14 protein-coding genes are annotated in these 12197 nt (G+C 45.7%); 8 read left to right on the top strand and 6 right to left on the bottom strand.

What is annotated here, in order from left to right; all coding sequences use genetic code 11:
* Positions 1 to 102 precede the first annotated feature (102 nt).
* From rsmB to def, 3 genes are all read right to left on the bottom strand, one after another.
* Positions 103 to 1383, bottom strand: coding sequence for a 16S rRNA (cytosine(967)-C(5))-methyltransferase RsmB (gene rsmB / locus MED222_RS05265; RefSeq protein WP_009848098.1), 1281 nt, complete (start codon positions 1381 to 1383; stop codon positions 103 to 105).
* A 119-nt stretch (positions 1384 to 1502) separates the two neighbouring features.
* Positions 1503 to 2468, bottom strand: coding sequence for a methionyl-tRNA formyltransferase (fmt, locus tag MED222_RS05270; RefSeq protein WP_009848097.1), 966 nt, complete (start codon positions 2466 to 2468; stop codon positions 1503 to 1505).
* Between the two features lie 38 nt (positions 2469 to 2506).
* Positions 2507 to 3019, bottom strand: coding sequence for a peptide deformylase (gene def, locus MED222_RS05275; protein WP_004735769.1), 513 nt, complete (start codon positions 3017 to 3019; stop codon positions 2507 to 2509).
* 140 nt (positions 3020 to 3159) lie between these two features.
* Here def and MED222_RS05280 point away from each other — a divergent pair, with 140 nt between their 5' ends.
* From MED222_RS05280 to MED222_RS05295, 4 genes are read left to right on the top strand one after another with little or no spacing between them, the layout of a single operon-like run.
* Positions 3160 to 4251 carry a LysM peptidoglycan-binding domain-containing protein gene (locus MED222_RS05280; RefSeq protein ID WP_009848096.1) on the top strand — a complete coding sequence of 364 codons (1092 nt, stop codon included), beginning with the start codon at positions 3160 to 3162 and terminating at the stop codon, positions 4249 to 4251.
* Positions 4248 to 5360 (top strand): DNA-processing protein DprA, encoded by a 1113-nt coding sequence (gene dprA, locus MED222_RS05285; protein ID WP_009848095.1) that lies wholly within the window; start codon positions 4248 to 4250, stop codon positions 5358 to 5360. The genes MED222_RS05280 and dprA overlap by 4 nt, the downstream gene beginning before the upstream one ends.
* A gap of 3 nt (positions 5361 to 5363) precedes the next feature.
* Positions 5364 to 5840 (top strand): DUF494 family protein, encoded by a 477-nt coding sequence (locus tag MED222_RS05290; protein WP_009848094.1) that lies wholly within the window; start codon positions 5364 to 5366, stop codon positions 5838 to 5840.
* Positions 5841 to 5852: 12 nt separating this feature from the next.
* Complete coding sequence (locus tag MED222_RS05295; RefSeq protein WP_004735775.1) at positions 5853 to 6422, top strand: DNA topoisomerase family protein; 570 nt, start codon at positions 5853 to 5855, stop codon at positions 6420 to 6422.
* Positions 6423 to 6507: 85 nt separating this feature from the next.
* On the opposite strand, the gene MED222_RS05300 is transcribed toward MED222_RS05295, so the two are convergent.
* Positions 6508 to 7638, bottom strand: coding sequence for a 5-(carboxyamino)imidazole ribonucleotide synthase (locus tag MED222_RS05300; RefSeq protein ID WP_009848093.1), 1131 nt, complete (start codon positions 7636 to 7638; stop codon positions 6508 to 6510).
* A 5-nt stretch (positions 7639 to 7643) separates the two neighbouring features.
* Positions 7644 to 8129 (bottom strand): 5-(carboxyamino)imidazole ribonucleotide mutase, encoded by a 486-nt coding sequence (purE, locus tag MED222_RS05305; protein WP_004735777.1) that lies wholly within the window; start codon positions 8127 to 8129, stop codon positions 7644 to 7646.
* Between the two features lie 195 nt (positions 8130 to 8324).
* Between purE and MED222_RS05310 the strand changes: the two genes are divergently transcribed.
* From MED222_RS05310 to MED222_RS05325, 4 genes are all read left to right on the top strand, one after another.
* A complete protein-coding gene (locus tag MED222_RS05310) occupies positions 8325 to 8882 on the top strand; it encodes an L-threonylcarbamoyladenylate synthase (protein WP_009848092.1) in 558 nt (185 codons plus the stop codon).
* A gap of 19 nt (positions 8883 to 8901) precedes the next feature.
* On the top strand, positions 8902 to 9819 hold the full coding sequence (gene hemF / locus MED222_RS05315; RefSeq protein ID WP_009848091.1) for an oxygen-dependent coproporphyrinogen oxidase: 918 nt from the start codon (positions 8902 to 8904) through the stop codon (positions 9817 to 9819).
* A gap of 75 nt (positions 9820 to 9894) precedes the next feature.
* Entirely contained in the window at positions 9895 to 10725 is an 831-nt protein-coding gene (aroE, locus tag MED222_RS05320; protein WP_009848090.1) for a shikimate dehydrogenase, read from the top strand.
* A 17-nt stretch (positions 10726 to 10742) separates the two neighbouring features.
* Complete coding sequence (locus MED222_RS05325) at positions 10743 to 11012, top strand: DUF1488 domain-containing protein (RefSeq protein ID WP_009848089.1); 270 nt, start codon at positions 10743 to 10745, stop codon at positions 11010 to 11012.
* On the opposite strand, the gene MED222_RS05330 is transcribed toward MED222_RS05325, so the two are convergent.
* A complete protein-coding gene (locus MED222_RS05330; RefSeq protein ID WP_009848088.1) occupies positions 11009 to 11554 on the bottom strand; it encodes a gamma carbonic anhydrase family protein in 546 nt (181 codons plus the stop codon). The genes MED222_RS05325 and MED222_RS05330 overlap by 4 nt on opposite strands.
* Positions 11555 to 12197 lie beyond the last annotated feature (643 nt).

Raw genomic sequence — 12197 nt, 5'->3', positions numbered from 1 at the left:
TCTTATTTTTTGCCGTTGTAATTCTAGTGATCTCTTTTCGCTTTGATAATGCACTAGAAAGAAACAGCGGCTAAGAAATAAATTCTTAGCCGCTGTTAGTTGTTATGCCTGTTTTACTAGAACTGCGTAGTAGAAGCCATCCATATCTTCTTCACCAGGTAGTATTTGACGACCCGGTTTTTCGATATCAGACCCAACTAGCGTTGCGTTCTCGGTGCGCTCTAAGAATGCTTTCACTTGCAGCACGTTTTCTTGCGGCGTGATAGAACATGTCGCATAAACCATGGTGCCGCCTTCTTTTAGCTGGCGCCACATTGCATCCAAAATCTCACTTTGCAGCTCTGCTAGTGCATCAATATCAGATGCACGGCGTAGCCACTTAATGTCAGGGTGACGGCGGATTACACCCGTCGCTGAACACGGAGCATCAAGTAGGATGCGGTCAAACTGACTGCCTGTCCACCACTCTTCAGGGTAGCGAGCATCACCACAGATTACGTCGGCACGCAGTTGTAGGCGTTCAAGGTTATCGTAAACGCGGTCTAGGCGTTTAATATCACTGTCGATTGCAACCACTTCAGTGTCTTGAGTATGTTCAAGAATGTGTGCAGTTTTGCCACCAGGTGCTGCGCAGCAATCTAGGATTAGCTCACCATCTTTTGGTGTTAGGAAATCAACGGAAAGCTGAGCTGCAGCATCTTGCACCGATACCCAGCCTCTGTCGAAGCCAGGAAGCAAAGTAACGTCACAAGGTGAGGCTAATTTTATGGCATCAGCCGCTTCAGGGTGCAGTGTGTATTCAATGTTTTCGTTTTTAAGCAGTTCAACATACTCGTCACGAGTGTGGTGTTGGCGGTTTACGCGCAGCCACATTGGTGCCTTGCTGTTGTTTGCTTCAACCAATTGCTCCCACTGATCTGGGTAGCTTTCTTGAAGCATTTTTAGGATCCAGCTTGGATGGCTGTATTTGCCCGCATTGTGGCTAACGGCTTTCTCATCTAGCTCTTCTTGATCGCGCAGGTAGCTGCGAAGCACTGCGTTGATCAAACCACTCAGGCTTGGGCCGCGCAGTGTTTTGGTTGCTTCAACTGTTTCAGCAACGGCAGCATGCGAAGGGATGCGCATAAAGCTCAACTGGTAAATGCCTACTAAGATCAGGTGGTGGAATACGCGCTTTTTACCTTTAAGCGAGTTTTCCATCAGTTCGTTAGCGATTGACTCCAAGCGAGGCAGGTAACGAAGTGCGCCGTAGCAAATCTCTTGCAGTAGAGCATGGTCTCGCGGACGGATCGTTTTTTGAGCCGCAGGGAGAGCGTGTGAAAGAGAGTGGCCTTTATCGACAACTTGGAATAGGACATTTGCAGCAGCAGCGCGAACATTCATGAGGGGTACCGAATATTTATTTGAATACATGAGGGCATCTCTGCCCTCGTAAAGGTTTTCTAAATAGTGTTTTTACAAGCTACACGTTTTTAAGTACATATTGAGTAGCTTTAAAGCGGTTAAGAAAGTTGAGTACCAACTTCAAACCAGCTTGCACGTGAGTTCAAGATATCTTGAACTGACATGGCTTTTTTGCCTGGAACTTGTAGTTGTTCCAATACTAGTACTTTGTCGCCAGTCGCAACATAAATACCAGTCTTATCTGCTTTGATGATTGAGCCAGCTGGCGCAGATGTCGACTCTTCATCAACACGTGTCTGCCAAACTTTAATGCTTTTTTCATCACTAGAGCTGCTATCAACAATCGCAAAGTGACTCATTGGCCACGGGTTGAAAGCGCGCACACAACGTTCGATGTGTTCTGCACTGTCATTCCAATCAATTTTTGCTTCTTCTTTGCTCAGCTTCTTCGCGTAGTTAGCAAGTTCGTCGTCTTGCTTCTCAGCAACAGCCTTACCAGAAGCGATGTCTGCTAAGCACTCAACAAGAGCATCAGGACCAAGGCCAGCCAACTTTTCGTACATTGACGCGCTGGTGTCTGTTGCTTCGATTGGTAGCGTCGCGATACTTAACATATCACCGGTATCTAGGCCGATATCCATCTGCATGATCGTCACGCCAGTCTCTTTATCGCCCGCCCAGATAGAGCGTTGGATCGGAGCAGCACCACGCCAGCGCGGTAGGATAGAACCATGCACGTTAATACAACCCAAGCGAGGCGTATCTAATACAGCTTGTGGAAGAAGCAAGCCGTAAGCGACAACAACCATGATGTCAGCATTCAAATCTGCTAGCTCTTGCTTAGCTTCATCTGACTTGAAGTTTTCTGGTTGGTAAACCGGAATATTGTTTTCAAGTGCGATGTTTTTTACTGGGCTCGCAGTCAGTTTTTTACCGCGGCCTGCTGGACGATCTGGCTGTGTGTAAACAGCAATAACTTCATGCTCCGAAGACAACAACGCCGCCAAATGACGGGCGGCGAAATCCGGAGTACCTGCGAAGACAATTCTTAAAGATTGACTCAAGGTAGACTTCCTTCTTAATTTAGTAATAGCAGCGGTTATTAACCTTGTTTCTCGTTGAAACGTTTAATCTTCGCTAGCTTATCTTGAATACGTTTGCGCTTTAGTGGCGATAGGTAATCAACAAACAACTTGCCTTCTAGGTGGTCAAGTTCGTGCTGAACACAGATAGCCAGAAGGTCGTCAGCGTCGAATGTGAATTCGTTGCCTTCACGGTCTAATGCTTTAACCGTTACTTCTGCAGCGCGAGGGACTAGAGCTCGAGCGCCTGGTACAGATAGACAGCCTTCTTCGATACCATCTTCGCCACGTTTGTCGGTAATTTCAGGGTTGATCAGAACCATAGGCTCGTCACGTGTTTCTGAAATATCGATAACAACGATGCGCTGGTGGAAATCTACTTGCGTTGCAGCAAGGCCGATACCTTCTTCGTCGTACATGGTTTCAATCATGTCATCAACGAACTTTTGAATCTCTGGGGTAACTTCTTTTACCGGTTTCGCCACGGTACGTAGACGATCATCTGGTAATGTTAATACTTGTAATACAGACATATACACTCGAAATATTGAACTGTGCCGAAACAGCTTAAACCTTGTTGGCTCAATTCTAGACATTTTAGAGGTCAAATGACAGCATCCTGAAGGTAATTCTCTAATCAGATGTCATATATTCAGACCAAGGAACCTAGGTCATGCGTCATTTTTCCCCCGCTTTATCTCTTATTTGTGCCTCGCTTTCGTTCGCTGCTATGGCTGAAAATAGTGAGCAACCTTTAACCATTAAACAAGGCGCACCCGAAGCGTATGTGGTGGTGAAGGGCGATACTTTGTGGGATATCTCCGCGATGTATCTCGATAGCCCATGGCTGTGGCCGAGGTTGTGGCAGGTCAATCCTGAGATAGAAAACCCTCACCTTATTTACCCCGGAGATAAATTGTCTCTGGTTTGGATTAATGGCGAGCCTGTATTGAGCCTCAAACCCGTCATCAAGCTAAGCCCTAAGATTCGTGTCTCTGAGAAGAAAGCAGTACCTACCGTCAATGAGGGGCTGGTTTTGCCGTATCTACAGTCTGATCGCTTGGTGGAGCAGCAAGATATCCAATCTGCTCAACGAGTGTTGGGGACAAGTGATGGTAAACGTTTCTTATCAGGTGAAGACCGACTATTTATCTCGGGCAATCAGCAACATCAAAAATGGGGTATTTACCGTTCTGTCGAAACTTACCAACGACAGCAACCTCAAGCGAGTATGACTTCTTTGCGTTTGGTCGCCACGGCGCGCTTGAAAGAGGTGGATGCTGAGTTCAGTAGTTTGCAAATAGAGACTCAGCTGCAAGAGGTACTGCTCAACGACCTCGTGTTACCAGAACTTGGCGTTGATCAGGTGAAGCTCTCAACCACATTTTATCCAGCGCCTAGTGCTGCGGGGCAATTTGCTAATATCTTGGGTTCATTAGACGGCAGCCAATACAGTGCAAAGAATCAGGTCGTGGTTATTAATAAAGGCTCACAGGACAATCTTCGCCAAGGATCTATGTTTACGCTCAGCGAAAGCGGCGCGGTGGTGTTTGGTAAGCAGGGTGAATACAGCTATAAAGAGTCAGCGGCGAGCGATAAGGTGCAGTTGCCAAGTACCTCACTCGGTAGTTTGATGGTCATTCGCCCTTATGAGTATTTTAGCTTGGCTTTGATCACTCAGAGCTCTAAGCCGGTTAGCAATGACATTCTGGCTGTATCGCCTCTGGATCTGGCTTTGACGGAAGAGCTTAAGGGCTCCGAGTGAATGAGCAACAACTGAGTGCTTGGCTAACTCTAAGTTTTGTACCGCAATTGGGTGGCAAGCGACTTTCTCGACTGCTGAGCATTGATTCCCCTTCGAATATTGTTGGCTACTCAAGCCAGCAACTGCAAGCGCTTGGTTTGTCTGCCAAGCAAATTTCCTATCTAAGAGAGCAAGCCCCAAGAGAAGCGGAGGCTTGCCTGGCGTGGCAAGCAAAACAAACTAACCATCACATCATTACCCCGAGTTGCTCGCATTATCCCAAACTGCTGAATGAGACCGCCTCTGCGCCGAGCGTGCTTTTCGTTAAAGGTCACGTTGAAAAACTGATTGAGCCTCAAATCGCAATGGTCGGCAGTCGTAATGCCAGCCTCGAAGGGCTGCAGACAGCGAAGTCCTTCGCCAAAGAGTTTGTGCAAAACGGTTTAATTGTCACCAGTGGATTAGCGTTGGGCATTGACGGCTATGCTCATGATGGTGCTCTGGATAAAGGAGGGGAAACTTTTGCGGTGTTGGGTTCAGGCTTGGACTCCATTTATCCTGCACGTCACCGAAATCTAGCGGATAGAATTTGTGAGAATGGCGCGCTGATTTCAGAGTTTCGCCCAAGCGCAAAACCACGACCTGAACATTTCCCTCGGCGTAACCGTATTATAAGTGGGTTATCGCTCGGAACCTTGGTAGTTGAAGCTGCTGAGAAGAGTGGTTCTTTGATTACGGCTCGCTATGCCATGGAGCAAGGCCGAGAGGTGTTTGCGCTGCCTGGCTCAATTCATAGTCCAACCAGCCGCGGAGGTAACAGCCTAATTAAAGCTGGTGCATGTTTGGTGCAAAATGCTCAAGATGTTCTGATCGAAATAAAGAGTCTGTTAGACTGGTCTATAGATCAGCAGCCCAGCTTGTTCGAACCTACGCCCAGTATGGGGGAAAATGAACAATTGCCATTTCCACAGCTGTTAGCTAACGTAGGGTTAGAGGCGACACCCGTTGATATTTTGGCACAGAGAACCCATATACCTGTGCATGAGGTCATGATGCAGCTTTTAGAGCTTGAGCTCTCAGGGCATGTTGTTGCAGTTTCCGGTGGCTATATTCGAAAGGGGAGAGGCTAAGCTATGATGATGGACATACTGATGTACTTGTTTGAAACCTACATCCATAGCGATTCTGAATTGCAGGTGGATCAAGATGAGCTGGAAGATGAGCTTCTTCGAGCAGGGTTTCACCAAGATGATATTTATAAGGCCCTCCATTGGTTAGAAGATCTTGCTGCATTGCAAGATACTGAGAACCAAGCGGCGATTAGTGTGTGTTCCAATACCTCGATGCGTATTTATACCAGTCGAGAGATTTCACGTATTAATATGGAGTGTCGAGGTTTCTTACTTTTCCTTGAACAGATTAATGTACTCACGACAGAGATTCGTGAAATGGTGATTGATCGTGTGATGGGGCTTGAGACAAACGAATTTGAATTGGATGATCTGAAATGGATTATCTTAATGGTGCTATTTAATGTACCGGGTAATGAAAGTGCTTACACGCAAATGGAAGAGCTGTTGTACACCAAAGAGCAAGGTATCTTGCATTAATACAGGCTTGTCATGAGTAGTAAGATTGATAATCAGCTTTTTTCAGCACATGAACATGCACTAGAGCATGAACCATGTCCACAGTGTGGTGGAGAGCTTCAGCTTCGCCATGGTAAGCACGGCCCATTTTTAGGCTGTAAGCAGTATCCTAGCTGTGATTACATCAAGCCTCTGCATCAGAACGATGGCCACGTAGTTAAAGAGCTGGGTGTGCCGTGCCCTAAATGCCAAAACGAATTGGTATTAAGGCAAGGCCGCTTTGGGATGTTCATTGGTTGTAGTAGCTACCCAACGTGTAATCACATCGAATCTTTGGATCAACCAAAAGAACAACCTGAAGAGCAGCCACTTGTTGCTTGTCCTGAGTGTGGCAGAGGCCATTTGGTTGAGCGTAAATCTCGCTATGGTAAAACCTTTTATGCGTGCGATAACTATCCTAAGTGTAAGTTCGCCGTTAATCAGCCACCTGTTATAGGTCGTTGTGAAGAGTGTCAGTTCCCGCTGTTGCTGGAGAAGAAAACGGCCAGTGGCACTAAGAAGCAATGTGCTGATCGCAAGTGTCATCACATTCAATCTCAATAACTTGATGTTATAGAAAAAAAACGGCGCTCAATGAGCGCCGTTTCTATATCCAATAAACGTTCTATATCCATCAAGCAATGTAGATTTACTTCATCTGCTCAGCAAATTCATGCACAGCAGAGTAGGCTTGCTTATCGAGAATGTCTGCCAGTGAGCATAACGCTCTTTGCAGCTCTGCGTTGTAGTCAGCGCTCACGTTAATGTGGCCCATCTTACGACCTGCACGCTTCTCTTTGCCATACCAATGAACATGACAGCCACCTTGAGCCAGAATAGCCTCAGGTAGGGTATCTTCACCAAGAATGTTGATCATTGCGGTTGGGCGAATCAGTTTAGTACTGCCTAGTGGCATACCGCACACAGCACGTAGGTGGTTCTCAAACTGACAAGTTTCAGCGCCTTGCTGTGTCCAGTGGCCAGAGTTATGAACACGTGGTGCAATCTCGTTAACCAGCAGTGAACCTTTAACATCAAAGAACTCTAACGCTAGCACGCCAACGTAATCCAAACGTTCTGCAACAGCGGTGAACATGGTTTTTGCTTGCTCTTGCAGTTCAATGTCATCAATCGCTGTCGATAAGCTCAACACGCCGTCGGTGTGAACATTTTCAGCCAGTGGGTACACTTGAATCTCGCCATTAGCGCCACGAGCACCCACCAGTGATACTTCGCGGTCAAACGGGACAAACTCTTCAGCAACAATCGCTTGGTTGTCTGTTGCAGCGATGCACTCAGCCATTTCTGCCCAAGTCGCGTTAACATTATCTAATGTCTTTAAGCGCCACTGGCCTTTGCCATCGTAGCCACCAAGTGTGCTCTTCAATACCATTGGTAAGCCAACGTGAGCGATCGCAGCGTCAAAGTCTTCACGAGAGTTAATCTCGTAGTACTTAGCATTTTTCACGTTTGCTTCGTCTAACAGGGCTTTTTCAAGGCGACGGTCACCGCCAGCTTTGATTGCTTCTGTTGTCGGTAAGAACTTACCGCTGCGCTCACATACCTCAAGAACATCGTGAGGGATATGTTCGAATTCAGCAGTAATGACGTCCGCACGCTCAATCGCATTGTCTAAGCCGTTGCCTAGAATCGCTTGCGTTAATGGGTGAACAATATTTTTGCTGCCAACATCAAAAGCAGAAATTTCAATATTCAGCGGTGCCCCAGCTAGGGACATCATGCGAGCAAGTTGGCCCGCGCCTAACACAAGAACATGCATTGGAATTAGTCCTCTGCAGGGTTTGGATTAGCAAGAACCGTTTCTGTTTGCTCAGAGCGGAACGCTTCTACTTTCGCCATCACCTCTTCATTGTGTGTACCAATGATTTGAGCGGCTAGGATGCCTGCATTGGCAGCGCCAGCTTCACCGATAGCCAGAGTACCTACCGCGATACCTTTTGGCATTTGTACGATAGAAAGCAGTGAGTCCATGCCTTTCAGTGCTTTAGACTGAACAGGAACACCAAGAACTGGGACGCTTGTGAAAGCAGCTGCCATGCCCGGAAGGTGAGCTGCACCGCCAGCACCCGCAATAATCACTTTAATACCGCGCTCTTTCGCACTGGTTGCGTAATCTGCAAGCAACTGAGGTGTGCGGTGAGCAGAAACCACTTTTGTTTCGTACGCCACGCCAAACTGATCCAACATTTCTGCAGCTAGCTTCATTGTTGGCCAATCAGATTTAGAACCCATGATAATACCGACAGTCATCTCAAACTCCTTCAGGTACGATTTAATTAGTGATTAGATATTTTGCGCGCATTATACGGGTAAAATTGCTTAAGGAAAACGTTTGCGTCAGTCTAAGTTGTTAATTGATACATTTTATAAACAAATAGCTTTAGTCACAGTGAATGATAATTTGTACACTTAGCGAGTTCGATAACAGAATTTATGAGGCAACCCGTGGATAACTTTCAACATACTTTGCAGGCATTGCAACAAGGTGAAGTCATTGCTTACCCGACTGAAGGCGTTTTTGGGGTCGGTTGTGATCCCGATAATCCACAAGCCATTAAGAAATTGCTCGATTTAAAACAGCGGCCGATGGAGAAAGGGTTGATCCTAATTGCAGCGAGTTACGAGCAGTTGCTGCCCTATATTGATGAAAGCCAGTTGACGGAAGCGCAGTTGGCAACAGTGAAAGCGACATGGCCGGGACCAGTGACTTGGATAATGCCAACCAGCAGTAAAGTAACTGACTGGGTCAGTGGCCAATTTGAATCCATCGCGGTGCGAGTGACGGATCACCCTTTAGTTCAAAGAATGTGTAATGAATTCGGTAAGCCGTTAACCTCGACCAGTGCTAACCTGACAGGTGAATCGCCTTGTATGACGACTGAAGAAGTTCAACAGCAACTGGGTCAACATTTGGTGGCTATTTTAGAAGGTCAAACGGGTGGTCGTGAGAAGCCAAGCGAAATTAGAGATGCAAAAACGTCGAAAATATTAAGACAGGGTTAAACCCTGCAGAGGAAGAAAGATGTCAGCAATTGATAAAGAAGCAGTAAAACAGTTTTTACTGAGCCTACAAGATTCGATTTGCCAACAGCTTGAGCAAGCTGATGGCGCAGCACTGTTTGAAGAAGATGCATGGGAACGTGAACCTGGCGAACGCCTTGGTGGCGGTGGTCGAACTCGTGTGATGACCAATGGTGCGGTATTTGAGCAAGGTGGGGTTAATTTCTCTCACGTAGCGGGTAAGGCAATGCCTGCCTCAGCCACGGCTCATCGCCCTGAATTAGCTGGACGCAAGTTTGAGGCAATGGGTGTCTCATTAGTTATCCACCCTAAAAACCCATACATCCCAACCTCACACGCCAACGTACGCTTCTTTATTGCTGAAAAGGAAGGGGAAGACCCTATCTGGTGGTTCGGTGGTGGTTTTGATTTAACGCCATTTTATCCTTTCGATGAAGACTGCCAATCTTGGCATCAAACCGCTAAAGATCTTTGTGCGCCGTTTGGTGATGATGTTTATCAAGAGCATAAAGAGTGGTGTGATAAATACTTCTATCTGCCTCACCGAGACGAAACACGCGGTGTGGGTGGTTTGTTCTTTGATGACTTAAATGAGTGGGGCTTCGATAAGAGCTTTGCTTACATGCAGGCGGTCGGTGAAGGCTTTGCTGCGGCGTACTTACCAATTGTAGAACGACGCAAAGAGACACCTTATGGCGAACGTGAGCGTGACTTCCAACTATACCGTCGTGGCCGCTATGTTGAATTTAACCTAGTGTATGACCGTGGCACCTTATTTGGTCTACAAAGCGGTGGTCGCACAGAGTCTATATTAATGTCGATGCCGCCATTGGCTCGTTGGGAATACCGCTACGAACCACAAGCGGGTTCACCAGAAGCTCGGCTTTATAGCGACTACCTAAAGCCTCGAGTTTGGTAGTTCTTCCTTCCTTATAGGGATAGTGATAGGGTCATCTATATAGATGACCCTTTTTTATTTCTGTTAGGTAAGGATATGACACAGCAAGTAGATCGTTATGCCGTTTTCGGTAACCCTATTGGGCAAAGCAAATCGCCATTCATTCACACATTATTTGCTCGCCAAACCAGCCAACAACTTACCTATACAGCACTCCAGCCAGAACAAGGTGAATTCATCACTGCTGCTCAAGCATTTTTTAGTGAAGGTGGGAGAGGGTGTAATGTCACTGCGCCATTTAAAGAAGATGCTTGTCAGTTCGCTAATCGCCTGACTGAGAGAGCTGAACTAGCAGGTGCCGTAAACACACTTAAGAAGCTAGATGATGGAGAGATCATTGGTGATAACACCGATGGTGAAGGCTTAGTTCAAGACCTTCTTCAACATCAAGTTGCGTTAAAAGGAGCTCGCGTTCTTCTTCTTGGCGCTGGTGGTGCTGCGAGAGGAGTGATTCAACCTCTTCTCGATCAAAAGCCACAACAGCTGGTGGTCGCTAATCGAACCTGCTCCAAGGCTGAACTTCTGGCTGAGATGTTTTCGTCGCATGGAAATATCAAAGGTATAGGGTTAAGTGATGTTAATGAAGGTTTTGATGTCATTATTAACTCGACCTCATCTGGTCTAAGTGGGCAGCTTCCTGAAGTGTCTGATGCTATTTTCAATTCTACTAGCGCCGTTTATGACATGGTTTATGGATCGGGAACCACAGTATTTAATCAATGGGCATTAGATAATGGTGTTCATGCTGCTTATGATGGTTTGGGTATGTTGGTGGGGCAGGCAGCAGAAAGCTTTATGCTTTGGCGTGGTCTTCGTCCGGGAACAAAACAGATTTTAAGAGAATTACGTAAAAACCTAGAGATGTAATGAGGTGTTTATAAAAAATGAATCAATCAATTCTATTTTCTGATATCCAAGATTGGGATGAAGAGAATCAATCAATCACCTTCCCAGTACAGCAGTCGGGTGCACTGATTGAGTGTGTAATGTCTATTGAAGAGTTGTCTCGATTGGCAGGCAAAGATATAGAAGAAGGCGATCAAGCTTTAGTTATCTTTTCAGAGTTACGTTTCGATATTGAAGAGCTAGCTGAAGAGTTAATAGAAGAAGAGGAGTATGACTCCTCTAATCGGATCCAAATCAAAGCGCTTTAGACTGGAAGTACAGAGTCTAGATAGTCGTTTTTATTCTGAACATAGTTGTCAGCTGACTTCTGTAAAAAAGCACGCTCTTTATCGTTTAATGGGCGTGCTTGTTTTACCGGGCTTCCTACATAGAGATAACCGCTTTCAAGTACCTTGTTCGGTGGCACTAAGCTACCAGCACCAACCATCACTTCTTCTTTAATAATCACGCCATCAAGCACAATAGCTCCCATACCCACAAGTACACGATCTTCAATCGTGCAGCCATGCAGCATTACTTTATGACCGATAGTGACATCATTGCCTATTAATAGAGGGTAACCCTCAGGGTTTTCTGCATTCTTATGGGTGACGTGCAAGACACTACCATCTTGGATATTCGTTCTCTCTCCAATATGAATGTGGTTCACATCCCCTCGAGCTGCAACCAAAGGCCACACGCTAGAGTCATTACCGATTTTGATATCACCAACCAGTACCGAACTTGTATCTATATAGACACCTTGCCCTATCTGAGGGGATATTCCTTTATAACTGCGTATTGAACTCATAAATCCTCCTTTATATAGGCACCTTAAGCCGTTAATTAAGGGGAATACTAGTGAAAATGGGGTGTTTTGAACAAAAAACGCTCGAACAATCAAAAAAGTAAGAAAAACTTCAAAAAGGGCTTGCCAGTGTGATCGAAATCTCTATAATGCCACCTCGCTGACACGGGATGGCTTCCAAGCTTTGGTTTCAAAAGCGAAAACGAATCATCAGGTCAAATTAACCAAGCTAAGCGCTTGAAAAAAGTTTTGAAAATAGTGGTTGACACTAAAACTTAAATCGCTAAAATGGCCGTCCGATTTGAGCGAAGCTCAAAAAGGAAAAGCTCTTTAACAATTTAAACCTATCAATCTGTGTGGGCACTCGTTGATGAATATCAAAACGTTTTATCGTTAGATAAAACAGATTCTTCGGAATCAAAATTGATTTCAATGAACTGAGTGACCAATACGTTTAACTACTTGTAGTTATTCGGCACAGTCAATTCATTACCATTCTGTTCCTATTTATTTAAGAAGAGAGGGGTAATAGCTTTAGAATTACATGTTCATTTTCGAATGAATATTAGTTTTGAAGTCAGTATTCGTTGAGTCACAAAATCTTAACTTGAAGAGTTTGATCATGGCTCAGATTGAACGCTGGCGG

Source organism: Vibrio sp. MED222 (assembly GCF_000153005.1).
In the GTDB taxonomy this organism is placed as follows: Bacteria; Pseudomonadota; Gammaproteobacteria; order Enterobacterales; family Vibrionaceae; genus Vibrio; species Vibrio tasmaniensis_A.
Note: the sequence above shows the minus strand (reverse complement) of the source record. Positions and strands in the feature narration are given on the sequence as shown.